Consider the following 22518-nt stretch of genomic DNA (forward strand, 5'->3'; position numbering starts at 1 on the left):
GACCAGCTTTAAATCACTTACTGCAAACTGCCTGATAAACACCTTCAAAGGTTGATGGCGAATCGGCTTTAAAACGAACACTACTCCCGGTGCTGAAGAATTTTTCAAACCCTGTGTAACCGCCATAACCATTTTTAGAATTCACTTCACCGCAGATAATCGTGGCGCCGTTATCCAGTTTATGCGGTTCAAGTTTCTGAAACTTCGCAGCATCAGGATCCTTCAAGCGTGCACGCACCAGCTCGCGCGCTTTCTCCTTAAGCAAATACACTTCCGTGGTCTCGGCCTGGGCCGAGCCAACTGCTAGCAACAACAAAAACAAAACTCCATTACGCATGGGTAGCCTCCCTGTTAAAAGTCGGAGAAGGCTACCGATAGCTGCTATCAGGGTCCAGTTTCTAACTTAATGGACAAAACGCATCCAAAGCACCGCGCAAGTGCTCTGGCAGTTCGCTACGCATATCCGCGGCGAGTGCCGCCATGTTGGTAGCCAAGTCTGGGGCACCGGTGACCGACTGAGTCGGCTTGTATCCCAGGTACCCTGCCACCAGCACATGAACGGGCGGATGGTGATTCCAGTAGTCCGTCATGTGGGCCACCATGACCATGTCCCAATCACGCCGAAGCGTGACCGGACTCTGGCCTGTGCAGGCGATCAGGTGTGCGTAGAGCTGGCCCCAGTCGAGGGGGCCGGCGCTTCCCCCGACTCATTCACGGGTTGCGCCTCCATCCCTGAGGCGCTCATGACCGCGTCCAAGGCGGCACGCATATTCTTCAGATCCAGAAGGCTCGCCACTTCAGAACGATCCATGTCCGGGTAGTTGCGGCGTAAGGCAGCATGCGTGGCGTCAATGACGGTGGCGATGCTGTCCTTGTCCATTCGACCGGACATGACGTTATTGATGCGATCGAGCAACTGTTCCAGATCCCCCAGCGCCATGGGCGGGATCACCAGTGTTTTGCCCGGAAACGGGAACTCAACACCAGGTACGTTGACGGGCGTCATTCGCTGGCACTCCAGTAAACGACCTCCCCGAACTCATCGGCGTAACCGGTGAATTCGAAGTCGGGGATGGTGTAGTCATCCTGCTTGGTCGCAATCCCCAGCTTGTTGCTGACGAAGTTCGGTACCCGGACATAAATCGATTTGCCCTTGTACTTCAGGTACAGCTCGCCCTGAAACACCGGCATATCGCCCATCGGCAGGTTACGCACGGACAGACTTTTGCCGGTGGCCACCGAGTAGCGATAGTCGATAAACACCGGGGTATTGGCGTCCGCCACCGCAAAGCCGTACTCACCGGTCGTGGCGTCGTAGGTGTACTGGCCTGTGACTGGCGCAGTCAGGACGCGTTGAAAAGCCACCGCCCCACCGCCGCGAACACCCAGGTCACCGGCCAACAAACCACCCGCTGGTGGATCGACAATGATTTTGCCCCCTACGGGGATAGGCGTCGGTGTGGTTGCGTGATGCACCAACACTTGACCGGGCTGCAACTGCTGACCAAACACCAGGGCATTCCATTGCGAAAGGCTGATCTGCGCCGCCTTGGCCTTGCCGGAGAGCTTGCCCTGACCACGCGCCGCATCGACCGCGAACTGTTCGCCGCCGAACAACTCTTTCGAGTCGAAGGACAGGTCAATCGACGCTTCTTGCATGATGCCCAGCAGGATGGGGGTTGGTGCTGCCAACGCATTGCCATAGGCGTCCATCAGCGGGGTGGCATAAAACAGCCCGCTACCGAATGCAATTTGCATGAGAGGTATTCCTCAATAAATAGTGGGTCCCGACAACAAGTCGCCGGTGTTGCACAGATAGGTGAAGCGGTAGCGCACCATGCAGTTGCCCGCGGTGTTGTCGCCGTCGTCCTCGATCCAGTCGATGTAGAAACGTTGAATGCGGTCAGCTTCGGGAAAGGCGTCCTCCTCCATCAGGACCGCATGCACAGCAACCTTGACCAGATCCGCGACCTGGTCCCAGGCATCGCCCGTGGTGGTGTCCTCGCGAGCGAGGATTTCCACCGACAGCTCAAACTGGTTGCGGTCCACCGACTGGCTTTCGCGTTCGGTGGTTTCCAGGTTCGGACGAATCACAATGGCCGGCGACATGTCCCGGGTGATCGCTTCCGTACGACTGCGAAACACCCGGTCGCCGGCCAACGTACCGGCGCCAAGAATCAGCACCTTCGCCCGATCGACGATGCGCTCTTGAATGGAAGGCATAGGGTTAGACCTTGGTGAGTGAAGCGAGACTGAATGCCCCGTCATCGATCATCAGCCGGTCGCGCACTCTGTAAGACACGCCACCCACACTGATTAACTTGCCGTTGACGATGCCCAGGCGCTCAGCCTCGGCGGTGATGATCAGGATTTCGTAGTAGGTCGACTGACTGTTGATACCGGCCATGGCGCGGATCTCATCCGGCATGTCCCGCACCGCCAGGAAGGGCTGGCCGTCGACCAGGCCACCCACATTGAAATCCTCGAGGAAGGCTGAAAGGTCCTCCTCAAACATCGCCTTCAGCCTTGGCCAGACCGGCTTTTTTGGTCGACTCGGCGGGGGAAACTTCGCTCAGCTGGTTACGGAAACGCTCCGCTACGTCGACCGGCAACTCGATCGTCCCACCGACTTCGACCAACTCGTCGTTGGGCTTGCGGAATGAACCGCTGAGCACTCGGTAGGATTTATTCGCCATTGCCGCCCCCAGCATCCTTTTCGACCTTGGTGACCTTCTGAGCCAGCGCCTTGTCCGGCTCACCGGGGATGACAATCACCTCCCCCTTCTTGAACTGGACCGGGCTGATGATCTCGTAACGGCCTTTCTTGAGCTCCTGCAGGCAGTGCGCTCGCGCACCGGCCTGAGCAGCCGTCAGGATCAGTTCGCCACCGAACAAGGTGATGTTCTGATCGACTGTGTATTTCGGCATCGTGATGTCCTCGAATGAGGTGCAAGCCCGAAGGCTTACACCAGTTGGTTCAGGACGGCGTACTGCCAGCGCCCGAAACCGACGTTGCGCCAGGTGTCGACGCCGTATTGGTGCGCGTCGTTATCGAACTCGTACTCCGAGCCTTCGGCCTTGGCCTTCATCACCACGTCGGTTTCCTGCTGACGAATGAACGACTTCAGGCGCCCATCGGTGCGGAAGGTCACGAACTTGTCGGTCCAGGCATTCAGGCGGACATTACCAATCACCCGCACGTTGACGTTGTCCGGCATGACGATCTCGCTGATGTTGGTACCACGCGGTACGGTCAGCGCCGACTGGGCCACGCTCAGCAAACCGAAAGGCACCATCACCAGGAACTCGCGGGCCAGTTCGTTGATGGGCTCGCCCTGATCGTCCTTGAGGCTGGTCAGCTGGGTGACCGACTTGGCCACGGCCTGCTGAAACTCTTCAGGGCTCGGGCGCGAGGGGGTGCCGTGCAGCGTGGCCGCCAACTCGCTGATGTCCGTGGTGATCTTGTTCGACTGCGGGCCGCTGTTGCCCTCTTCGTGGTCGGTATCGAAGAAGTACTGGCCGTCGTAGCAGATCTGGCTTTCGCCGTTCAGCACCAGTGCCGACAGCAGACGGGCCCAGTGTGAGTTGGTGCGATCGGCCAGCTCACCGAGACGAATGCGCAGCTGCCCGGTCTTGTCCCGGCGCAGCTCCTTGACCAGGACCTCGATCGTCGCTTCGTAGTGCAGGTTTTCAATTTCGAGGTCAGCGCTCACAAAGCCCTTGGCGTGGCGACCGCCGATCCACTCACGCAGCGTCGGTACCGCGCCGATCCACGGATAAGTTTCCTTCGCCTGGTCGGAGTCAAAGAGGTTGGAGATCAGATCGATCCAGGTCGCCCCGGCGTTTTGTTCGAGCAGCTCGTAAAACGTGCCAATGACGGCACGGCTGGAAAGTACTTCAGCACCCATGGGTGTATCTCCTGATGAAAGACTTGGTAAACCGGCGTGTTACGCGACCGGGACGGCCTGCGCGGCGAACTTGACGATGCCCGCACCACCGCTGACAAAGCGGTGCACATGGCCGATCCGGCTATTACCCGCAGCAGTGAGGACAAAGGTGCCGCTGTCACTGGCGTACACGGCCTTACCGATATCGGTGATGGCCAGGGCGGCGACCGGCAGTTGCACCTTGCCCGCTTCACGCAAGCGAACGCGCGCCGCGCCGGCAACCCCGGTGCGGTTGTCTACGCCGCGGTCAGCGAAGCCGACGAACAGGTCAGCAGCCGTCAGCGGACGCGCCAGGCCATTCGCCGAATTGATGCCAACGGCCGAGCCTTCGAAGATCTGCACGCCGGCAGCGACAGCCAGATCATTGATGTCGCCCGTCTCGTAAGCGCGGGGAGTGTCGAGAGTAAGAGGCATGAGGATCTCCAAAGCCTAAAGGGTGGTGGGTGTGGGCCGGGTTACTTCTTCAGGACTTTGATCAGGCCCTTGTCTTCGGCCTTGCGGTACGCGTGGTACGCACCGAAGTCGCCGAACTCAGCCCGCAATTCCTTGTTGCCGTCCCAGGTTGCCTTGGCCCGCTCCTCGAGCGGCGTCTCGGGATCTTCCTGATCGGCCGCGGCCGCCGGGGTGTCCGGTGCGGCTGCGGCCGGGACTGGCTTGGTCGCCGTGCTGCGGATATCCGCCAGCGCGGCAGTGCGCTTGGACTTTTCGGCGGTGATCACCTGGCTGGCTGCTTCAGCACCAGAGGTCTTGCCGTCGAACTTCAGGGAGGCGATCAACTCTTCATGACCGGGAAGGCCGGCAGCCTCGACCGCCTGAATACGTTCACACTCAGCTTTCGCACCGGCGGCGTGAGCGGAATGCTCCAGCGTCGCCAGCAACTCGGCGTGGTTGGCCGCCAGGTAAGCGCGATCGATGGTTGGCTTATCGGCAGCGGTCGTACTTGGCTGGGTTGCGGTGGTTGTAGTCATAAAACGATCTCCGGAGTTGCTGCCGTTGAGTTCGGCAATCAAAGATTCAAGGGTGGATTCACGGTCGGCCATGCCCAGGGCGACAGCGTCTGAGCCGATCCGCATGTCGCCCTGACCGAAGTCGGAAAGGACGGTATCGACGTCAACACCGCGATAGTTCGCGACGTCCTCGACGAAGATGGTGGTCAAGCGATCGACATGGTTCTGGGCCAGCGCACGGCCCTGCTCTGTCGAAAAATCGGGACGCTTGTTTGGGCTCTGGCTGCTGACGATCTCGACGCTGCCGTCATCCTTGTTCGTGCGCACCGAGAGCACGGTGCCGATCGAGCCGACTGCGCCGGTGCGACTCATGACGATTTCGTGGGCCGCCGCCGCCATCCAGTAACCCGCGCTGGCGGCATTGCCCGACACGTAGGCGACCACCCGTTTCGGGGATGCCCGGATCATCTGGGCGAACTCGGCGATGCCGCTGGCCTGGCCGCCGGGCGTGTCCATCACCAGAATGATGCTGTCGGTACGTGGGTCATCCAACGCCGCGGTGAACTCCTTCGCCAACACGTCGAGCGAAGTCGCACCGGACAAGGCGGTGAACAGGTTCGCGTAACGAAACACCGGCCCGGTGACCGGGACCAGCGCGACACTGCCACGCTGAGTCACGTTGCGGGTGTTCTGAAGTGGTCGCCCCTGCCTGGCCTCTACAGCCTCGGGGCCATCGTTTTCACGACGGGCGATCGCCGCGATGGTGTGCAGCATGTCCGGGGTGATCGCCCAGGGCTCGCGCGACACCAAGTCGAACGCCGTCACCCGATGCGCCGGGGGAGCGTCGGTTGGTTTATCGGTCATGGTCAGGTCCGTTCGGGTAAGTCGGGGTTTTGCGGCAACTGGTCTTCAGGTTGAGAGGCCGGCGTGGCAGATAGGCCGTCTTCCATTCGACGCTTCACTTCCAGCGCGCGTTGTTCGTGGTTTTCTTCCCAGTCGCTGCCGTCGTAGAGCATCGATTCCTTGGCCAGCGTGCTTACGCCAAGATCGACACGTGCCTTGGCCGCGTTGATGTCCTTGAGCGGATCCACGGTGCCCGGACCATCGCCGACCCAAATCGAACCGCAGTAGGCATACCGCAGCAACGGATGGTCGAAAAAGCCGGGAGCATCGATGTCGCCCTGAGCAACGGCCTCTTCCAGCCAGTGCTCATACACCGGCTGACAGAAATCGTTACCCAGGAAGTCGCGACAGCCACGGATGAACTGCCAGGCCTCCATCACAGCGGCGCGCGCGGCGGTGTAACTGGCCGTGAAGTGCTTGATCAGCACTTCATAGGGCAGCTCCAACGCCATGCCGATCTGGCGCAACATCGCCAATACAAACGGATCGAACGCCAGGTTCGGACGCCCGGGCGCGGCTGAATCTATCGATGCGCCTTGATCCAGCTCGGCGACAATGCCGCCGCTGAGCGTGCCGTCCCAACCACCGGCCGCACGATCTGCAGGACGATCACCGCCAATCGGCGTGTTGCCGGTCGCAGCGGAGGCCAACGGGCTGAGATCCCCGCCAGGCCCGGGCTTGATGAACACCGCGAAGAACGCCGACACCACGGCGGCTTCCAGCTCTGCATCGGTGTAGCGATCAAGCTGCTTGAGCTTCTCGATCACCGGTGCCAGGTACGGTACTCCGCGAGGCTGACCTACACGTTTGCGCCGATACAAATGCAGCAGCGCCCGACCACCCCGTTCATTGAAGAAGGGTCGCTCATCCCACTTCCGCTCTCTCACACCCAGTGCACCCGGGTGGCTGCGTAGAATGTGAGCCTTGATCGGCTCTCCATCGGCATCACGCTCGATGCCGGCGGTCAGCGTTTCGGTATCGGCCTTGTTGTCCGGGTTACACACCCGATCGCCTTCGATCAGCTGGATGCAGGCCGAGTAGTGCTGACCCGGGCGTTCTTTGTGGGTCAACAACGGAAAGACATCACCGCTGCTCAACACCGAACGCCAGGCCAGATCCTGCAAGCCGTAAAAGTTCTGTTCGCGGGTGATGTCGCAGGCCGTGGTTTCGGCCCAGGACTTGAACAGCGACTCAGTGTTGCGCTGCCAATCACGTGCAGTGTCCTCATCCCAGCCGAGGATCTGCCGATTGACCACCGATTTCAGGGCCAACCCAGTGCCGACCGTTTTGGTCACCACCGTGTTGATCGCGCCGCCGCCGATGGGGTTGTTTCGCTCCAGGTCGCGGCAGCGCTCCCGAAGAGTCGGCAGATCGGGGAGCAGATCGGCAGCTGCACTTCCTGCCGATGGATTCCAGGCACTGAGCGAGCGTTTGCGTTTGGAGGCGCCGCCGTAACCCCCCATTGCCGTCATCGTCATACGCGCCTGCATACGCTTGGCGCCGCTCTCGGGGCTAAACCAACTGATTGCCCGATCCAGCAATGTGGGCTCGGGAGCCTTGAGCGAACGACTCATAACGGCGTGATCCCGCGCAAGACAATGCCGCGAGGGCGACCGCTGGCCAGTCGATCCACCTGGAGCTGCCAGTAATCGATCATCTTGGTGATCTCTGCTGCGTCGGCGTAGTTCAGCTGGCGGGTGCCGATGCGGTAGCTCTGCTTCTGGCTGACCTTCATGCTTGCGTCGAGCCAGGCTTGAAGCTGGCTTTGCGCCTGTTCCAGGGTGATGGCCATAGATTAATTCCTGCGTTGAGAGAGCACGCGCATAGCAGTGCGGCGCCCAGAAACAACTCTCCCGCCAGAAGGTGGGAGCTCGTTGGGTTCAGCGGATGGTTTCGGTACCAGGTCTTCCGGTGCCGGTGCGGGATCTGAATCCGGCTCGATGTCCGATTCCGGGGGTGGCGGATCAAACAAACCGCCTTGGCGGATCTGAGCATCCAGCGCCGCCCAGTCGTGTTCATTGAGCAGGTGCGTTTTCAGCGAGCGGGCCGCATGCAGCGCGTAGGTTTCGCAGTCCGTGGCTTCGTTCGGCTCGCCGGCCTTTTTTTGCCAGACCTTGCGGTAGTGGTGCCGCCGGCTGGGGGCTTTCACTTCGGCGGTGATCTGCCGGAAGTAGTCTGGACGCACTGTCTTGTAGAAGTGCATCCGACCTGGACCGTCTCCCGTCAGCGGCAATCGCCCCTCAATCCACAGATCCTTGGCTCGGGACGTACCGACGATGTAAGGGCGCAGGCCGTACTTCGAAGCCTTTTGCTCTTTGTCGGTGTCCACCCCCTGACGAGGCGCACTGAAGATTTCTTTTCGCTCATCATCCCGGCTGTTGCCTCGCTCGCTGGCCCCCTTGATTGCCATCACGCCGCGTTGCTGATGCTTACGGCAAAACGCATAGGCTGCATCTTGGGTAACGGTGCCGTCCGAGGTGTCCAGCGAGACTGCCAGGACTTTCAGCTTGGCGCCGCAGGCATGGGTGATCGGCGAGAACAACAGCTTTTCCAGATCCAGCCAAACACCCTGCCCTGGCAGCACCACTTCGCCGTAAATCTCACCCCAGTAGAGCAACCATGACTCCTCGCCACGGCCCCAGGCGCGAAGAACGATCGCCAGGCGATCGTGCTGCACGTCGACACCTGCGGTGATCACCAGCCCACCCATGGGTACAAACATTTCCGGGTAATCCTCGGCCCGCTCCGCCAGCTTGTCGGCTTCGGGCAGATCCGATTTGTACTCGTAGGCTCGACCCTGTTTCTGGTTGACGAACTTGATCAGCAGCGACAGGTTGCCCATGGCAGCCTGGTGCTCAGCGTTGAGCTGCTCGCGCACGATGTTTGCCAGGCTGGTACCAGGCAGGCACGCGTAGAGTTCGTTCAATTCGATGAAGCCGGCACGCCCAGCAAAGGGTTTCGTTGCCACCCAGCCGCAGAATGGATCTCCCGCCTCGACGGCGTTGAACACCGTGTTGCGGATGTTCTCCTTGCGCTGGTAGTCGTCCCAGATCTCTCCGCAATGTGGGCAGGCGTAGCCGGCTGTGTCGGGATCCGCACGGCCATAGATTTCGTGCGGCTCGACCCCTTCATTGATGTCCAGGTATTTGATATGGGCGAAGTCCAGCACATGAGCCTGGCCGCAGGTATGACAGACAATCGGCAGCACTCGGCAATCGGTCTGTGCCAGGCGCGCCTCGGTCTTGCTCGCGCCTTTGATCGCAGGGGTTCCACCGACCAGCATTTTCGAACCTGGGTAGCGTTTCCCACGCTCTTCCAGCAGGGCGATCGCATCGCCCTGCCCCTTCACGTCATCACTGGTATCGTCCGGCTCTTCGACCACCGACAGTCCCACGGATGAGGTCGACTTCACGTTGCCAGGGGAATTCGAGGCTACTAATTTGAGGAAGCCGCCCGGGAAGCTTTTATGGTCCCAGCGGTTGCCGGAGGACCGGCTGGTGTCGACCGGCATCAACCGATTGACCTCGCTGTTCGCCATCACGCCGTGCTTTAGCTTCTCATCGTGGAAGTTCTTCCCGTCCTTTTCCTTGGCAAACAGGATCATGATCGGCCGGGGGAGGAACTGGACAAACTTGAACAGGTACCCGATCAGGAACCAGGTCCAGCCGATCTGCGCGGCTTTCATCAGGTCCACTTCGCTGACGCGCGGATCATCTAGCGCCGCGGCAACACCGAGAAAGTACGGCGTGTAGTGGAAGTCGTACAGGCCGTGCAGCACACCGCTTTCGGCGGGCAAGTAAAACTCCGTGCTCAAGTACTCCGCCGTGGGCACATCACGCGGCGGGTTGAATTTCCCCGCTGCTGCCAACAAGCTCTGCGCCAAGTTTTCGCGCGTAGCCTGCAATTCGCTCGGTTGTAGGTCCAGCAACTTTGGCCACCACAGATCGATCAACCGTGAGTTTCTGCACGTTCTCGATTTCCTGAATTAATCGTTCTACGCCGCCCAGGTATTCCCGGTTGGCAAAGGCCGACCAGTCGGACAGCACTCGCTCCGCTTCCATGCTGGGGATCAGCGACCGCAATTTCTCGTGATACAGCAGACGCCCGTTCGCCGCCTTGACCCGCCCTTCGTCAATCCGCACGGCGTTGAGTTCTTCCAACTGGCTGCCCCCGCGCCCCGCCGCCTTGTTGCGCAGGTCGCGGATGTACGCTGTCCGGACCTCGTCCAGGCTGGCGGCCTGCCAGTCACTGATGCCCAACCCCTTCAATACATCGCGGGCATTGCGCTCACTCATGTCCAGGTGATCGGCTATCTCGCGCTGTGTTGGCATGGTCATCTCCTAGTACTGGACAGGAAGCGGAACCCCCTATGTCGGGTTGAATCTGCAAAAAGATCGGGGTTCGAATTACCCCAATCTCTTAGGTCGCCGGAAGGACCCATTGAAAAAGGGGGGTTAGGCCTCGATCTGTTGCCGAATCGCACCAAAATCGGGCGAAAACGCTGAAAAATCGACGAAGGCCTCAGTCGCGAGCCATCTCGCGGGCCAATGCCCGGCGGAACAGCGGTTCGAACTCGGCCGCAGCAACGCGGTTGGCCACACCGTAGAAGTCGAAGCGACGACGATAGGTCGGACGTTTAACGAAAATCAGGATGGGCCGCGCACCGTTGCCGACACGCTGCCAAATGCCCAACGGGCCGGTGCCATTGCCTGGGCGACCCGCGAAGTATTCAGGGGCATTGCGATTGCGCCGTTTGCTGCGAGCCGTGCGGTTGGCCATGAAGCCTGATACACGCTCGGCAGCGCCCAGCGCTGACAGTATCTGTACGATCTGCCCCCGGCTGATGTTGCCGTTGCCATCCATTCGAGCCCGTCGACCTGGTACCGCGTACATGTCGGCAGGCATCAGGCCATAGTGGATCAGTGCTTTCTCGAACCGCTTGTGCGGACGATTGCCGCCATCCATATGCACCGGCAAGTACTTCGAGGCCGCAACACCCGAGCTGGCTTCATCCTTGACCCACACGCGGGCGAACAACCGGGTGGCTGTCGCACTTCGCTTATAGATAGAGTTCAAGGTCCATCGCGTTGGACGATCAAACACACGGGCAATCTCGGCTTTCTCCGCGAGCTGCACTCGCTCAGCAGTGAAGGTCAACGCCTTGGCTGCAGCAGTTGGCACCTTGTTGCGGCTGAGACCTCGCATGCTCTTCACGATCTTGTCGATGTTGTCGCGCATCTCCAGGCGCATCATTGCCCTGGTTCGCCGCCAGTTGCCGACGACTCGGTGACACCAAGACGCTTTGCCACCCACCGTTCATACAACCCAATCGCCACATCGGCGCCGGCCATCGCAGTGAGACATCCGATCGCGCCGGCCGTCCAAACCGACATCCCTGCACCGATCATCAACATCATTGCAGACACACCGCAGACGATGCAGGCGCCAGATCGAAGGGCCAAGCGCCGCAACAACGCCCAACCGCGCGCCCCGTCTTTATCGGCCCGCCACATTTCACCCGACACTCCGCCAACCAGGGCCAGGACGATCACCAACCAGATCGGCATTTCTGCCAGCGCCTGCTGCTCATTTGTCATCTTCTGTCCTTATTGGTTGCGCCGTAAGCCGAAAAAGAAAACCCCGCCGAAGCGGGGTTAGGTGACCGGCTCAGGGAGGGCCGGGTGAAGCGGCACAGCACGTGCGAGGTCAGCGCCAAGGCGCAAATTCCATATCGTGGGGACTTTTTACCCCTCTCCGGAAAAACCGAAAAGGGGGCATTTTCGGTTGTTTGACTCCGCGCAACATTGACGCAACTTTGACGCAGGTTTGGCGCAAACCACCCCGACCAACGGCACTCAGCAAACTCGCGTGCGCTTGCTCATCGATGCACGCGTATAGCTGGTTTCCACCGTACCACTTCGGCGATCACGTCCACGCGTTGTGGCGCTGCGAACGGTCAGAATCAACAGCACCTGCTGGTGCAGCCGGTGGACCCAGTTCCTGTAGGTTCGGTCGGCGTCCTCAGCAAGCTGCAACAACCGCAGCTGCTCACGCACGGTCATTGGAGGCTGGACCAAGTATCGATTGCGAGCCAACAGGGCCAGTTGGGCGCCCTTCTCTGATTGCCGTTCGAGCTGGGCAACAGCAGCGGCAACCTCGGCACTGGCATGGTCCAAGCCACCACCCGCCGACATCATCAGATCCCTCGAACCAGGAGTGCCACGGGGAGCGCATCCGCCATACTGCATGATGGTCGCCATCGGACTACCCAAGCCACCACCGTCGCCAACCTGGCAGTGCTGAGCGCCCCAATGCTGCATCAACGCTTCAACTTCCTCGATCATCGCCCCACTCCCCTGAAAATCGAACCCGACACAAAAAACACCCAACCCGACACAAACCCAACACAGATAAAGTCCTTATAAATCAATAGCTTCAAATAACTTGTGTCGAGTGTGTTGGGTTTGTTGGGTTTTTCTGTCCTCGCATGGAGATGTTTTCTATTGCCGTAAGGACAACTGAGAGAGAGAAAAATGCACGCGCACGCGTGTGCGCGGGCGTAAACCCAACACACCCAACACATCTCTCTGTAACCCTTGAATTTGCTGGCTCGAGCTTGTGTTGGGTTGCCGAAACTGACCCGACACACACTCAACACACCCAACACAATGCTTGGTGAACTCATGCTGCGATCCCCTTGAGGTGATCCCAGCCGTCCACATTCCAACCCGCAAGCTTTGCCTTGGCACGCCAGAACGACACGGTGCTCCCCAGCTCGGCCGCCTTCAATGATGGGAGCAGGGAAGCGTCAGGATGATCGGGAACGAAGAACGCCCCGAAACGACGATTACTACCTTCAGTCCACGGGATGGACCTGGTCTTCTCCACAGCCGAACTGATAAACAGGGAGAATTTCGTCTGGCTCATCGTATGCTCTTTGTTTCGCTGACACCACTCCAAGAACAGTGCATACAAATCCGTCGACAGACATGGCCCCCATAAACCATTGCCAAGCTCACTCGTCTGCCACAGATGCAAGAACGTCTGCCAACCGGCCCGACTCAAGGCCACCAAGCGTTCACGGGCATCAGTCGAGGGCGGTCGCGTCCGCTGGTTGAAGTCGCCCAGATCGATCGACAATAACCAACCGTACAGCGCCGCAACACCACCCTGTTCAAGCTCCAGCCCGATTGCCTTTTGCCGCTCGACCGGCAAGGTTTCCATGGGCCACATCACCAACATCCGGCGGTCACTGTCGCTGATCGGCCACGGCAAAATTTCGTTGCTCAGAAACACCGCATTCATATGGTTGGCTTCCTCCCAACCGTTGATGAACTTCGATTCCATTCGCACCGTCTTGCCGGTGATTAGGTGCTTGATCTTGCCCACCTGGTTGTATCGTTGATCGCGACTCACAACCTCTTCAAACACCGACCACAATTTGCGGCTTTGCCAAGCATTGAAGTTGCTCTCCAGCTGCGTCTGACCGACGGTGGCCGCGTACTGGCCGTACAACATGCCCAGTGCATCGGCGAACAGCAGGCTTTTGCCTGAGCCTTCCATGATCGAGTGCATCAACACAGCGGTGTCCATCTTGGCGCCCAGGTGCTGCAGCGGATACGCCAGCCAGCGGGTCAGCCATTGGGTCGCCGCTTCATCGTGGTTGCACAGAAACGAAATCAGCCAACGCAGGTTGGCGCAGGCATCGTCATCCCTGACAGGCTCGAGCGGCAGACCATCAAAGGTGTTGATGTACACCGCAGGATCCTTACTCATAGTCGGATCAAACACGATATGTTCGACATCCACAGTGCGCCGCTCGCTACTGTTCAACCACAGCGGATACGTGTCACCCAGCGCCATCTTCACCGCGCCTTCCGCGATACGCCGCTTCTTTTCCCGGTCCCAGACATCCTTGGTGCCATCGATATACACGTATCGGTCAGTCGGTGGCATGCCCAGCGCACCGCCCTTCTTGCCCGCCATGCGTCGTGCCTGCTCGATGTCGCGGACGTGATCATCTGCAATCAACCGTTTGCCCGTGTCATCCAGCCACGCCTTGGCGAGCGGCTTACCCACCCGAGCTTCGAACGCTGACTTTTTCATCACCCGCGACTGGTCGCAGTCCCACACATGCGTGGTCCCCTCGACCAATGCGAAACGCCGAAGCAAGTGGTCAAGCGTCATCACCTCCCCCGCGCCCCCATCAGGAGCCGGAGCGGCCTCGCTGGACGCGTCGGCGCCAGCAGGGTTCGGCCTGCTCGAATCACCGGATGGGGTCGGGGGAAGATCACGCGGATCAGGGCGTGATGAATGCTGCATGCCCAGCATGCGCGCAGCGTCTTTCACTGCCTTTGACTGGTCGCCGCCGTGCTCGAGTAAACAGAACACTTCGAAGGCATCATTCTGATGCCCGTTCGCGAGCGGATCGGCGCCGTGGTGCGAATACACCTTGCCGTCGCTGATCGTCACACCCGGCAGTCCGGTGCTGCTCTGCGGGTAAAGCCACTTGCTGCCCCGTTTGATGTAACCGTGGGTGCGCAAAAGTTCTTCGACGTCATGGCATCGGTTGAACTCATCAATTACCGAAGGCTGGTTTCCTGCCGCCGATACCGGACGTTGCCTGACCTTCGCCGGCGGCGTACTGGGCTTGACCGCCCAAGGGCACGCCGCTTCGGCATCACGTTTGAATATGTCCCAGTTTTGCCAGATTTCCAGCAATCGATCAGTCAGTGTCGGCAATCCATCCGCGGCGTTCGGCGGCGTCCGCCAGGTGTAAGGCTTACCGGTGCCAGGGTGAATCGAAGGCGGGAACACGTCCTGCACCAGACCTGCACGCAACTCAAACACCGTGAAGCGCTGGTACTCTTCGGCCTCCGCCCGAGCCGCCGCTTCTCCGGCAGCATCGCCCTGCTCTTTCGCAGCCTTGGCCTTGTCCATCAGGCCTCTGTGAATCGAACCGTCAGGGTCTTTTTCATTCGGCCAGGAGAGAGAATGCCGGGTCAGCTCAACGCCTTCCGGGAGCTTGAACAACACCCGGAAGCGCGCAGGGTTGCCGACAATCGTCGGGTACACCACTGCCATGGCATCCAGATCGACACCCAGCAACTCATACAGCACATGCCGTGTCCACTGAACGTCATCGACGTCCAACGAGCAGACACGGCTCGGCCCGAGCACGACGCCAAGGTTGTGTTTAGGATTTCGTTGCCAGAACGCTTCAGCCGCAGCGGCATCAGTGATGTAACCGCCCGGTTTGTTCCATCCCAGGCCCTTTGGGGCTTTTTCACCTGGCTCAATTGATACCAGGGCGAGATCGAAGATATTGATGTAACGCTTTGCCCATGTGGCGATGGCTATTCCTTTGGCCGGTTCAGTCATCGCCGAGCCTCCCGCAACCCCTGACAATCGACGCAGGTTTGGCAACCCACAATCGTCTGCCGTCGAAGCAACGGTATAGGATCGTCGCAATCATCGCAAAACTCTGCGCTGACGCGGTTTGATGGCGCACGACGGCGGCTCTGCAGCGCAATGTCGAGCAGGTATTGCGCCTGGTCGTTGGCGCGATCGATTTCGTCAGCCATGGATACGATCCTCCATCGCCTGACGGGCACCCGCCATGATGCCGAGGACTTCACGGATTACGTCCATCCCTTGTTTTTCAAGATCGAGAACTTCCTGAAGCTTCCAGACGTGGTCGGCAGCACCATCGTGCATGGCGGCGACGAATTCACCGGTTTCGCCGAGCAACTTACCGACGGCCTTCAAGGCATCCCGCGTTGCTGGAACTGGCACCGGGCGATACCAGACAGCCCCTGCCGGGCGCATCAGCGCATCGAGCAAGCGCGAATCGCCAGTGAGCCTGATCAACTCTTCCAGCTCATCAGGGTTCAACCAGCGGCGTTCTTCATCGAGTTTGAGTTTCTTCTGGAGGGTGTCGTTGTCCAACACCATGTCAAAGGCAAGGGCGGTGATTCCGCCCTTGTAGTCTCGACCAGCGCGGTATATCGCCTGGCGCAAAGGAAGGACCGGACCCGCGTCCGGCAAAAGATCTGTTCGACTCATAACCGTAAATCCCCTGTTTACGGTGTAGCCATAGGACGGGGCAAACCTTATCCTACGACCACGACCGATGTGCATGTGCTGTGTGTCGTCGTAGCTGGGCTGGGGGATTCTTTGGTGAGAGGCCCCAGCCCGGCACCTTTGTTAAGCAGCCTTGGGCTTTCGGCGCGATCCAATTCGTCGAATCTCTATCGCCGAACACGCCCCTTTCTCGTCAACTCGCACTCTGATATCTCGATCAGAGTTGAGCATTTGCGAAACAGCGCTTTGCGAAACGCCAAGCATCACAGCCAGTTCTGGCTGAGTTTTTCCCTTCGCAAAAGCACGCAGGGCTGTACCAATGTTCTCTTCCATCCCTGTTTCCTCGAATGGGTTTGCCCATGAATATTAGTCCAGCCTATAATTTGGCGCAAGACAAAAAGATCCCAGACTGTTTGTGCGGAATCAGTGCGACTTATACATTAGAGGGTATGAAAAACGATCAAATTGCTAACACCGAGCAACCAGCGAAACAACGCACTGCCAAATCAGCGGTAGGTGACGATGTGAGAATGGAAGAAGCACGCCTGCTAAAGCTCAAGTACCAGGCAGCCAAAAAAATTGATCCGTCAATCAATCAAGAAAAGGTTGCCGACCTTTGCGGCTGGGCAGGTCAAAGCGTTGTAAGTCAGTATCTCAATGGAAAAATCGCTCTAAATGTTTCGGCACTTCTGAAGTTTGCGCAGGTGCTTCACTTTGACCCTTCTGAGGTTAGCCCTCGCCTCATCAGCTCTCATCTGCACCTCGACCACTTCGAACCGAAACACTCTCTGGACCCGACGAGCCTTTTTTCTCGATACAACAACCTGGTCTATTCCAGCCCAGAAGAAAACCGTGTGACTCACGTAAGCCCTATTGATGTATGGGACGACGACACACCGTTAGGCAAAGACGAGGTGGAGATCCCATTTTTCAAGGAAGTGGAACTGTCCGCAGGGCAAGGATCTGCAGTAATGCTTGAAACGAATGGTAGAAAACTTCGCTTTGGTAAACGCACGCTGCAGAGAAAAAACATTGATCCTGGTGCTGCTGGCTGCGTCCCCATCACAGGTAACAGCATGGAACCGGTGCTTCCAGATGGCAGTACTGTGGGCGTAGATACCGCGTGCGTGAACGTGCAAGATGGAAAAATGTACGCCCTTGATCACGACGGTCTGTTGCGCGTAAAGCTCCTCTACCGTCAACCTGGAGGCGGCCTCCGGCTCAAGAGTTACAACGAAGCCGAGCACCCAGATGAGCGATATGGTGGGGAATACGTCAACGAACATATTCGAATCATCGGCAAGGTTTTTTGGTACTCAGTCCTCCTCTAATTTCTCATTGTTTAAGGCCGCGCACTGCGGCCTTTTTTATGCGTACTAATAAAAAATATGAGTCACAGCGTTGACAGCTAATATCAGCCAGGCTAATTTCTGTCTCGTACACCTCTCACCAAAGAGTACGAGCCATGCAAACCACACAGCACAGCAACACCCGCTGCCCGGTCTACCTGCACCCTACTGCATGCAGTAGTCGAGCAGCCGTCGAAGAAATCCAGCGTCGTACCGGACTGCTGGTAATCAGCACCCTAAAAGGCCGTACCGAGGCCATCAAGCTTTTGGGCGGCGCCGCAACCGACGACAGCACCTGGCCGTTCGGAGGCGACGCAGCATGAACAGCTACTTCATCCCTCTCGCCAAACAAGAGCTGCTGCATCACATGCTTCAGGTTGGCGGCGCAGCCGTATGCCCTCTTCAACGGCCAGAACAAACCATACATGCAAGCTTTGAAGTTGAGCTCACCGACGACCGCGCAATCATCAGCGTGGATTTCGGTGGCCACACCGGCGAACTGACCCTCAAGCGTTCAGATCGCGCCAACCATCTGCACCTGCGGGATTTCATCCAGGACATCGCGAACGGTCGCATTGAGTCGGCAGAGCCTACGCCGCCATCAGAGCAACCCGGTAGCGCAACGCAAATACAGCAGATGCTGGCCGAGTCGGAAGCACTGCTGAACAACGTGCGAAAACTGCTCGCAGCCTGAGGACAGCGCCGTGAATCGCACTTTGGATCAAACGGCCGCCGTGCTCGGCCTCAAGCCCCGCGCCTTCCGCACCAGGTTGCGAGAACTACGCATCCTGACCAATGACGGCGATCTGGCCAGCCATCACCGAGACCGGGGCTACCTGTTCTCGGATCCGCGCAGCGTTCAGATCGGAAACACCAACCGCTATCGGCACTACGCCGTAGTGATGGTGAAAGAAGAAGGCGTCGAGTGGATCGCAAAAAAACTGAACATCACCATTACGCACAAGGACGCCGCAGCATGAGCCAGAACGCCATTACCCAAGCCATCGGCGCACTGAAGCTGGTCCCGATGTTTCTCAACCACCCGACCGTCATCAGTCGCGCCACGCTAATTGGCGCTTCAGCCGAAGCAGTACAGCTTTTGGAGTCGTTGCCACCGGTCAGCGCCGAACTGGCCGAGGTGTTCCGCTGCGTCGACGCGGTCATTGGTGAGGGGCAAATCGCCTACGTCACCCCGACCAGATCGCCGGAATATCCCTACGGCGCCGTCGTCGCAGATCAACGCGGCAACGTCTGCGCGGCCGCCATGGGCAAAAGCAAAGAAGGCCTCGCCGAATTGATCCGCCTCAAGTTGCTGCCCCCATCGGAGGGGTTTGGGGAGGACGCGGCATGAGCAACACCCTTGACCAACTTCGGCGCCAGTTCGCAACACCATGCCCGACGCTGGCTGCCGTTCGGGAGCACTACTTCTCGCACATCCGCACCGATCGCCACCTGCTAACCGAGATCAAGAAGGGCCGCATCAAGCTCACGATCAAGCGCCTGCACGGCTCCACCCGGGCCAAGCCGGTGGTCTACCTGCACGACCTCGCCGACTACCTCGACGCTCAAGCGTTAACAGCAGCGGCCTGATTCAACGGTGCCCCTGCCGTCCAGGGGCAAACAACTCGCACTCAATAAGGCACAGCACATGAAACCTACAGACACCGCCGAATTCATCGGCGAACTCAACGCAGGCGTCTTCGCAAATCAGATCGGCCATGCCCTTTCTGAGGTGGCATCGGGCGTTGTCGACAATGGCAAGGTTGGTTCAGTCACGCTGACTTTCACCCTGAAACAAATCGCCGACAGCCACCAGGTAACGGTCAACCACAAGCTCGCCTACAAGGTACCAACCAAACGCGGCAGCCGCAGCGAAGACACCACCCTCGACACGCCGATGCATGTTAACGAGGGCGGACGCCTGACCTTGTTTGCCGAGGCTCCGCGCGCCGGCCAGCTGTTCAATCGTGAAGCCGCGCCGATTCACGCGAAGTCGTAACCCCCAGCTCCATACCTCTCACCAAAAGGAAATCGATTCAATGGAAGCCAAAGCAATTCAGTTGATTCAAGACACCGCCGTTCTGGCCTATGCCAAGCCGCTGAGCACGTTCACCCCGACGCTGGTGCTGCCTTCTGACCAGAAGATCCATAGCATCGAGAAGTTTCAGGCTGCTCGCAGCCGCTTCCGTGGAGCGCTCACCACCCACTCATTGCTGGACTTCGGCAACTACGTGATGGAGCAAAGCGCCGATATCGTCGCATCTGGTTTTGTCGACGCCGAAGCCATGTCGTGCACCGTGATTTTCAACCTGGGCAACACCAAAGAGCCAGGGCACGGCGACTTCACCGCCACTCTCAACCTGAGAAAAACTGCCGCCTTCCGAGCGCTGGAGCGTGCTGCCACCATCCAATTCGCGCAGAAAGACCTAAGCGACTGGATTGAGGATTGGGCGTCGAACCTTCAAGCCCTTGCAGCCGATGACAGCCAAATCGATCTGCGCAAAGCCGCAAGCGCCATCCGCTCCATCAGCATCGAGCAAGCACGCAAGAGCGAACATGTCGTTGGCGACCTTAGCGCATCCCGTTCTGCGATGGACCAGATCGAAGCCAAATCCTCGGAAGGCCTGCCCGCTGAATTCCTATTCACCGTCGAGCCATATGAAGGGCTGAAGGTCCAGATCATCCGCCTCCGTGTTGCCGTTCTCACCGGCGGTGACAAGCCCCTGTTGCGCCTGCGCTGGATTGGCGAAGAGCAGCTGCGCGAAGACCTCGCACAAGAATTCAAGGATGTCGTTCAACAGGAAGTCGGCGGCGGCGCGAAGCTGACTATCGGCAGTTTCAACCTGGGCTAAACACCACTGCAACACCCCGCCGCCGGCCTCTCACCAAGAATCCCGGCGCCGGGCTCTACCGAGGAACACAGCACATGCAACCTCAATACCTGATCAACGCGACACTTAATGAAGAGGTCAACTCATGACCTCCTTTAAAAAGCATCCACTCGACTTCAAAACCCAATATGGGCTCGGCTTCAACGCTCAGGACGATGAGATCGTTGTCGACTTCTTCTGTGGCGGTGGCGGCGCTGGCACCGGGCTGGAGATGGGCTTGGGCCGCGCGGTGGATGTCGCGAAGAACCACAGTCCCCAGGCAATCAGCATGCACGCCGTCAACCACCCGGGTGCCGTGCACTACACCACCGATGTGTTCGACGGTGATCCGGATACCGAGTGTGACGGCAAGGCTGTTGGCTGGTTCCACATGTCGCCGGATTGCACACACCACAGCCAGGCCGCCGGTGGTCAGCCGCGCAAACGCGAGATTCGAAACCTGTCGTGGATCGGCCTGAAGTGGGCCGGCAAGAAGAGGCCCCGGGTTATCAGCCTGGAGAACGTAAAACAGATCCTTCAGTGGGGGCCGCTGATCGCCAAGCGCTGCAAGGTCACTGGCCGTGTCGTAAAGCTGGTCGGCGGCGTTGCTGCACCTGGTGAAGTAGTTCCGGTACACCAGCAGTTTCTGGTCCCGGACCCGAAGCGCCGCGGACAGACCTGGGCCGTGTTCGTTGCCGAGCTGCAGCACCTGGGCTATGTCGTTGAATGGCAGGTACTGAAGGCCTGCGACTACGGTGCACCGACCAGCCGCGAACGCCTGTTCATGATCGCCCGGTGCGACGGAGAGCCAATTGTCTGGCCAGCGCCGACCCACGCCAAGAAGCCGGAAAAGGGCCAGAAAAAGTGGCGCACCGCCGCCGAGTGCATCGATTGGACGATCCCAAGCAAAAGCATCTTCGACCGGACAAAGCCGCTGGCATCGGCCACCCTGCGGCGGATCGCCAAGGGCATGAAGAAATTCGTCATCGATGCCGCTGACCCATTCATCGTGCCGATCGCAAATTGGTCCGGGGACAGCGTGCAGTCAGCGCATGAGCCGCTACGCACCGTCACCTCCTGGCCGCGCGGCGGCTCGTTCGCCATGGCCAGCCCGATCATCGCGCCAGCCACACATCAGGGCAGCGACCGAATCAACGACCCGCATGCCCCGCTGCCGACAGTGACCTGTGCGAATCGCGGTGAGCTGACACTCATCAGCCCGGTGATGGTCACCGCCGCGCATGGCGAAGGGAAGCCCGGTGGTACACAGCGCTGGGGCAACGGCAGCAAATCTGCCGCTGACCCGCTCGGCACAGTGCCTGCCAGCGGCGGACACTCAGTCGCTGCGGCGCACCTGGTGAAGTTCCGGTTTGCTGACGAGGGCAAGGCGCTCGATGAACCGCTGCCGACCATCACCAGCGGCGGCAACTACCAGCGCCCGGCCGGCGCCGCCCATGCGATGGGTATCTCAACGGTGTTCATGGCGCAGATGAATGGCGGCTTCAACACAACCGATGCCAAGAGCATCAGCGAACCGATGACCACAGTGACAAACACCGGCAGCCAGCAGCAGCTGGTGACCGCGAATCTCGCGACGCTTCGGAAAAACTGCGTTGGCCGTGGTATGGATGAGCCGGTACCGACAATGACCGCTGGCGCCGAGCACCACGCAATAGTCCAGTACACGCTTTCCCCTGAGCATGAGGAAGGCGCCCTGCGCGTCGCGGCATTCCTTATCAGCTACTACGGCACCGAGAACGTGAGCGCCGCCGACGAGCCAGCACCAACTATCACCACAAAGGATCGGCTGGGCCTGGTCACCGTGACGATCAAGGGCACGCCGTACGTGATCGTCGACATCTGCCTGCGGATGCTGCAGCCAGCCGAACTGTACAAGGCTCAGGGCTTCCCCAGCGACTACATCATCACCCACGGTGCCGACGGCAAGCCATTCACGAAGACCCAGCAGGTTCACATGTGCGGCAACAGCGTCAGTCCTCCGCCAATGGCAGCTCTGGCGCAAGCGAATGACCCATGGCGCCAAGCGGTAGCGCTGAAGGAGGCAGCATGACAGCCCTTCGCCGAACAGTCCGAATCCGCCGCGGGCAAATGCCGCCTCTGGATTTACAAACCATCTGCGATAAGTGCGACAAGTCACGAGCACATGGCAACCACGAACGATGCAGCAAACAGCGCCAGGCCGAAGGCATCGCACGGCGTGCAATGGAGAGACAGTGATGGCCAGCAAAGAATTGGAGACGATGCCTCTACCCGAAGTGGACAAGGTATCCGAAGAAGTGATGGCCCACATCCTGGGCATTTCATTTAGAGCACTTGCGACCCGTCGCGCTCGTAAACAGATCCCCGTGGGCGTCTGGAACAAGTTGGGCAACCGCATCATGTACAGCAAAAAGAGATA

At 59.3% G+C, this 22518-nt stretch carries 31 protein-coding genes; 9 read left to right on the top strand and 22 right to left on the bottom strand.

Going from position 1 to position 22518, the window contains the following annotated elements; all coding sequences use genetic code 11:
• Positions 1-13: 13 nt before the first annotated feature.
• The 22 genes from ACM6IK_RS00940 to ACM6IK_RS01045 all read right to left on the bottom strand — a co-directional run bounded on the left by ACM6IK_RS00940 (position 14) and on the right by ACM6IK_RS01045 (position 16213).
• Positions 14-337 carry a hypothetical protein gene (locus ACM6IK_RS00940; protein ID WP_414872753.1) on the bottom strand — a complete coding sequence of 108 codons (324 nt, stop codon included), beginning with the start codon at positions 335-337 and terminating at the stop codon, positions 14-16.
• A gap of 61 nt (positions 338-398) precedes the next feature.
• Positions 399-590 carry a hypothetical protein gene (locus tag ACM6IK_RS00945; protein ID WP_320400995.1) on the bottom strand — a complete coding sequence of 64 codons (192 nt, stop codon included), beginning with the start codon at positions 588-590 and terminating at the stop codon, positions 399-401.
• 65 nt (positions 591-655) lie between these two features.
• Positions 656-1006 (bottom strand): hypothetical protein, encoded by a 351-nt coding sequence (locus ACM6IK_RS00950; protein WP_414872754.1) that lies wholly within the window; start codon positions 1004-1006, stop codon positions 656-658.
• A complete protein-coding gene (locus ACM6IK_RS00955) occupies positions 1003-1758 on the bottom strand; it encodes a hypothetical protein (RefSeq protein ID WP_218495648.1) in 756 nt (251 codons plus the stop codon). Before ACM6IK_RS00955 ends, ACM6IK_RS00950 begins: the two co-directional genes overlap by 4 nt.
• A gap of 12 nt (positions 1759-1770) precedes the next feature.
• Positions 1771-2223, bottom strand: a complete 453-nt coding sequence (locus ACM6IK_RS00960; protein WP_218495647.1) for a hypothetical protein — start codon at positions 2221-2223, stop codon at positions 1771-1773.
• 4 nt (positions 2224-2227) lie between these two features.
• Entirely contained in the window at positions 2228-2515 is a 288-nt protein-coding gene (locus ACM6IK_RS00965; RefSeq protein ID WP_103393073.1) for a hypothetical protein, read from the bottom strand.
• Positions 2508-2696, bottom strand: coding sequence for a hypothetical protein (locus ACM6IK_RS00970; protein ID WP_414872755.1), 189 nt, complete (start codon positions 2694-2696; stop codon positions 2508-2510). The genes ACM6IK_RS00965 and ACM6IK_RS00970 overlap by 8 nt, the downstream gene beginning before the upstream one ends.
• Positions 2686-2928 carry a hypothetical protein gene (locus ACM6IK_RS00975; protein ID WP_218495644.1) on the bottom strand — a complete coding sequence of 81 codons (243 nt, stop codon included), beginning with the start codon at positions 2926-2928 and terminating at the stop codon, positions 2686-2688. Before ACM6IK_RS00975 ends, ACM6IK_RS00970 begins: the two co-directional genes overlap by 11 nt.
• A gap of 35 nt (positions 2929-2963) precedes the next feature.
• The gene (locus ACM6IK_RS00980; protein WP_103393070.1) at positions 2964-3908 is read right to left on the bottom strand and encodes a Mu-like prophage major head subunit gpT family protein; all 945 of its coding nucleotides are present in this window, start codon (positions 3906-3908) and stop codon (positions 2964-2966) included.
• Between the two features lie 39 nt (positions 3909-3947).
• A complete protein-coding gene (locus ACM6IK_RS00985) occupies positions 3948-4361 on the bottom strand; it encodes a hypothetical protein (RefSeq protein WP_414872756.1) in 414 nt (137 codons plus the stop codon).
• A 41-nt stretch (positions 4362-4402) separates the two neighbouring features.
• Complete coding sequence (locus ACM6IK_RS00990; RefSeq protein ID WP_414872757.1) at positions 4403-5758, bottom strand: S49 family peptidase; 1356 nt, start codon at positions 5756-5758, stop codon at positions 4403-4405.
• A gap of 2 nt (positions 5759-5760) precedes the next feature.
• Entirely contained in the window at positions 5761-7371 is a 1611-nt protein-coding gene (locus tag ACM6IK_RS00995; RefSeq protein WP_414872758.1) for a phage portal protein, read from the bottom strand.
• Entirely contained in the window at positions 7368-7589 is a 222-nt protein-coding gene (locus tag ACM6IK_RS01000) for a DUF6148 family protein (protein ID WP_103393066.1), read from the bottom strand. Before ACM6IK_RS01000 ends, ACM6IK_RS00995 begins: the two co-directional genes overlap by 4 nt.
• A gap of 3 nt (positions 7590-7592) precedes the next feature.
• On the bottom strand, positions 7593-9575 hold the full coding sequence (locus tag ACM6IK_RS01005) for a phage terminase large subunit family protein (protein WP_414872759.1): 1983 nt from the start codon (positions 9573-9575) through the stop codon (positions 7593-7595).
• A 55-nt stretch (positions 9576-9630) separates the two neighbouring features.
• A complete protein-coding gene (locus ACM6IK_RS01010; RefSeq protein ID WP_414872760.1) occupies positions 9631-10128 on the bottom strand; it encodes a hypothetical protein in 498 nt (165 codons plus the stop codon).
• A 190-nt stretch (positions 10129-10318) separates the two neighbouring features.
• Positions 10319-11050: a hypothetical protein gene (locus tag ACM6IK_RS01015; RefSeq protein ID WP_414872761.1), complete on the bottom strand. Its 732-nt coding sequence runs from the start codon at positions 11048-11050 to the stop codon at positions 10319-10321.
• Positions 11047-11394, bottom strand: a complete 348-nt coding sequence (locus ACM6IK_RS01020; RefSeq protein WP_414872762.1) for a phage holin family protein — start codon at positions 11392-11394, stop codon at positions 11047-11049. Before ACM6IK_RS01020 ends, ACM6IK_RS01015 begins: the two co-directional genes overlap by 4 nt.
• Positions 11395-11652: 258 nt before the next feature.
• On the bottom strand, positions 11653-12141 hold the full coding sequence (locus tag ACM6IK_RS01025; RefSeq protein WP_414872763.1) for a hypothetical protein: 489 nt from the start codon (positions 12139-12141) through the stop codon (positions 11653-11655).
• A 337-nt stretch (positions 12142-12478) separates the two neighbouring features.
• Complete coding sequence (locus ACM6IK_RS01030; protein ID WP_414872764.1) at positions 12479-15178, bottom strand: DUF5906 domain-containing protein; 2700 nt, start codon at positions 15176-15178, stop codon at positions 12479-12481.
• Complete coding sequence (locus tag ACM6IK_RS01035) at positions 15175-15381, bottom strand: TraR/DksA family transcriptional regulator (RefSeq protein ID WP_414872765.1); 207 nt, start codon at positions 15379-15381, stop codon at positions 15175-15177. The genes ACM6IK_RS01030 and ACM6IK_RS01035 overlap by 4 nt, the downstream gene beginning before the upstream one ends.
• Positions 15374-15862, bottom strand: coding sequence for a phage regulatory CII family protein (locus ACM6IK_RS01040; RefSeq protein WP_414872766.1), 489 nt, complete (start codon positions 15860-15862; stop codon positions 15374-15376). The genes ACM6IK_RS01035 and ACM6IK_RS01040 overlap by 8 nt, the downstream gene beginning before the upstream one ends.
• 141 nt (positions 15863-16003) lie before the next feature.
• The gene (locus tag ACM6IK_RS01045; protein WP_414872767.1) at positions 16004-16213 is read right to left on the bottom strand and encodes a Cro/CI family transcriptional regulator; all 210 of its coding nucleotides are present in this window, start codon (positions 16211-16213) and stop codon (positions 16004-16006) included.
• A 197-nt stretch (positions 16214-16410) separates the two neighbouring features.
• On the opposite strand from ACM6IK_RS01045, the gene ACM6IK_RS01050 reads away from it, so the two are divergent.
• From ACM6IK_RS01050 to ACM6IK_RS01090, 9 genes are all read left to right on the top strand, one after another.
• On the top strand, positions 16411-17211 hold the full coding sequence (locus tag ACM6IK_RS01050; RefSeq protein ID WP_414872886.1) for a LexA family transcriptional regulator: 801 nt from the start codon (positions 16411-16413) through the stop codon (positions 17209-17211).
• A gap of 134 nt (positions 17212-17345) precedes the next feature.
• Positions 17346-17552, top strand: coding sequence for a hypothetical protein (locus ACM6IK_RS01055; protein WP_414872768.1), 207 nt, complete (start codon positions 17346-17348; stop codon positions 17550-17552).
• Entirely contained in the window at positions 17549-17923 is a 375-nt protein-coding gene (locus ACM6IK_RS01060) for a hypothetical protein (protein WP_414872769.1), read from the top strand. Before ACM6IK_RS01055 ends, ACM6IK_RS01060 begins: the two co-directional genes overlap by 4 nt.
• A gap of 10 nt (positions 17924-17933) precedes the next feature.
• A complete protein-coding gene (locus tag ACM6IK_RS01065; RefSeq protein ID WP_414872770.1) occupies positions 17934-18209 on the top strand; it encodes a hypothetical protein in 276 nt (91 codons plus the stop codon).
• Positions 18206-18580, top strand: coding sequence for a hypothetical protein (locus ACM6IK_RS01070; protein ID WP_414872771.1), 375 nt, complete (start codon positions 18206-18208; stop codon positions 18578-18580). The genes ACM6IK_RS01065 and ACM6IK_RS01070 overlap by 4 nt, the downstream gene beginning before the upstream one ends.
• Positions 18577-18819: a pyocin activator PrtN family protein gene (locus ACM6IK_RS01075; RefSeq protein ID WP_414872772.1), complete on the top strand. Its 243-nt coding sequence runs from the start codon at positions 18577-18579 to the stop codon at positions 18817-18819. Before ACM6IK_RS01070 ends, ACM6IK_RS01075 begins: the two co-directional genes overlap by 4 nt.
• A gap of 58 nt (positions 18820-18877) precedes the next feature.
• A complete protein-coding gene (locus ACM6IK_RS01080) occupies positions 18878-19228 on the top strand; it encodes a hypothetical protein (RefSeq protein ID WP_414872887.1) in 351 nt (116 codons plus the stop codon).
• A gap of 40 nt (positions 19229-19268) precedes the next feature.
• Entirely contained in the window at positions 19269-20081 is an 813-nt protein-coding gene (locus tag ACM6IK_RS01085) for a DUF2303 family protein (protein ID WP_414872773.1), read from the top strand.
• Between the two features lie 124 nt (positions 20082-20205).
• Entirely contained in the window at positions 20206-22170 is a 1965-nt protein-coding gene (locus tag ACM6IK_RS01090; protein WP_414872774.1) for a DNA cytosine methyltransferase, read from the top strand.
• Positions 22171-22518 lie beyond the last annotated feature (348 nt).

This window comes from Pseudomonas sp. IT-196MI5, from assembly GCF_949767415.1.
GTDB lineage: Bacteria > Pseudomonadota > Gammaproteobacteria > Pseudomonadales > Pseudomonadaceae > Aquipseudomonas.

What these genes read in the sequence shown, in the direction of transcription:
- ACM6IK_RS01050 (WP_414872886.1), top strand. Translation starts at nt 16,411, where the DNA reads ATGGAAGAAGCACGCCTGCTAAAGCTCAAGTACCAGGCAGCCAAAAAA.
- ACM6IK_RS00985 (WP_414872756.1), bottom strand. Translation starts at nt 4,361, where the DNA reads ATGCCTCTTACTCTCGACACTCCCCGCGCTTACGAGACGGGCGACATC.
- ACM6IK_RS01015 (WP_414872761.1), bottom strand. Translation starts at nt 11,050, where the DNA reads ATGATGCGCCTGGAGATGCGCGACAACATCGACAAGATCGTGAAGAGC.
- ACM6IK_RS01090 (WP_414872774.1), top strand. Translation starts at nt 20,206, where the DNA reads ATGACCTCCTTTAAAAAGCATCCACTCGACTTCAAAACCCAATATGGG.
- ACM6IK_RS01070 (WP_414872771.1), top strand. Translation starts at nt 18,206, where the DNA reads ATGAGCCAGAACGCCATTACCCAAGCCATCGGCGCACTGAAGCTGGTC.
- ACM6IK_RS00955 (WP_218495648.1), bottom strand. Translation starts at nt 1,758, where the DNA reads ATGCAAATTGCATTCGGTAGCGGGCTGTTTTATGCCACCCCGCTGATG.
- ACM6IK_RS01045 (WP_414872767.1), bottom strand. Translation starts at nt 16,213, where the DNA reads ATGGAAGAGAACATTGGTACAGCCCTGCGTGCTTTTGCGAAGGGAAAA.
- ACM6IK_RS00995 (WP_414872758.1), bottom strand. Translation starts at nt 7,371, where the DNA reads ATGAGTCGTTCGCTCAAGGCTCCCGAGCCCACATTGCTGGATCGGGCA.
- ACM6IK_RS00980 (WP_103393070.1), bottom strand. Translation starts at nt 3,908, where the DNA reads ATGGGTGCTGAAGTACTTTCCAGCCGTGCCGTCATTGGCACGTTTTAC.
- ACM6IK_RS00965 (WP_103393073.1), bottom strand. Translation starts at nt 2,515, where the DNA reads ATGTTTGAGGAGGACCTTTCAGCCTTCCTCGAGGATTTCAATGTGGGT.
- ACM6IK_RS01010 (WP_414872760.1), bottom strand. Translation starts at nt 10,128, where the DNA reads ATGCCAACACAGCGCGAGATAGCCGATCACCTGGACATGAGTGAGCGC.
- ACM6IK_RS01055 (WP_414872768.1), top strand. Translation starts at nt 17,346, where the DNA reads ATGCAAACCACACAGCACAGCAACACCCGCTGCCCGGTCTACCTGCAC.
- ACM6IK_RS00990 (WP_414872757.1), bottom strand. Translation starts at nt 5,758, where the DNA reads ATGACCGATAAACCAACCGACGCTCCCCCGGCGCATCGGGTGACGGCG.
- ACM6IK_RS01020 (WP_414872762.1), bottom strand. Translation starts at nt 11,394, where the DNA reads ATGACAAATGAGCAGCAGGCGCTGGCAGAAATGCCGATCTGGTTGGTG.
- ACM6IK_RS00940 (WP_414872753.1), bottom strand. Translation starts at nt 337, where the DNA reads ATGCGTAATGGAGTTTTGTTTTTGTTGTTGCTAGCAGTTGGCTCGGCC.
- ACM6IK_RS01000 (WP_103393066.1), bottom strand. Translation starts at nt 7,589, where the DNA reads ATGGCCATCACCCTGGAACAGGCGCAAAGCCAGCTTCAAGCCTGGCTC.
- ACM6IK_RS01060 (WP_414872769.1), top strand. Translation starts at nt 17,549, where the DNA reads ATGAACAGCTACTTCATCCCTCTCGCCAAACAAGAGCTGCTGCATCAC.
- ACM6IK_RS01085 (WP_414872773.1), top strand. Translation starts at nt 19,269, where the DNA reads ATGGAAGCCAAAGCAATTCAGTTGATTCAAGACACCGCCGTTCTGGCC.
- ACM6IK_RS01030 (WP_414872764.1), bottom strand. Translation starts at nt 15,178, where the DNA reads ATGACTGAACCGGCCAAAGGAATAGCCATCGCCACATGGGCAAAGCGT.
- ACM6IK_RS00960 (WP_218495647.1), bottom strand. Translation starts at nt 2,223, where the DNA reads ATGCCTTCCATTCAAGAGCGCATCGTCGATCGGGCGAAGGTGCTGATT.
- ACM6IK_RS01040 (WP_414872766.1), bottom strand. Translation starts at nt 15,862, where the DNA reads ATGAGTCGAACAGATCTTTTGCCGGACGCGGGTCCGGTCCTTCCTTTG.
- ACM6IK_RS01075 (WP_414872772.1), top strand. Translation starts at nt 18,577, where the DNA reads ATGAGCAACACCCTTGACCAACTTCGGCGCCAGTTCGCAACACCATGC.
- ACM6IK_RS01035 (WP_414872765.1), bottom strand. Translation starts at nt 15,381, where the DNA reads ATGGCTGACGAAATCGATCGCGCCAACGACCAGGCGCAATACCTGCTC.
- ACM6IK_RS01025 (WP_414872763.1), bottom strand. Translation starts at nt 12,141, where the DNA reads ATGATCGAGGAAGTTGAAGCGTTGATGCAGCATTGGGGCGCTCAGCAC.
- ACM6IK_RS00950 (WP_414872754.1), bottom strand. Translation starts at nt 1,006, where the DNA reads ATGACGCCCGTCAACGTACCTGGTGTTGAGTTCCCGTTTCCGGGCAAA.
- ACM6IK_RS00945 (WP_320400995.1), bottom strand. Translation starts at nt 590, where the DNA reads ATGACGGACTACTGGAATCACCATCCGCCCGTTCATGTGCTGGTGGCA.
- ACM6IK_RS00975 (WP_218495644.1), bottom strand. Translation starts at nt 2,928, where the DNA reads ATGCCGAAATACACAGTCGATCAGAACATCACCTTGTTCGGTGGCGAA.
- ACM6IK_RS01080 (WP_414872887.1), top strand. Translation starts at nt 18,878, where the DNA reads ATGAAACCTACAGACACCGCCGAATTCATCGGCGAACTCAACGCAGGC.
- ACM6IK_RS00970 (WP_414872755.1), bottom strand. Translation starts at nt 2,696, where the DNA reads ATGGCGAATAAATCCTACCGAGTGCTCAGCGGTTCATTCCGCAAGCCC.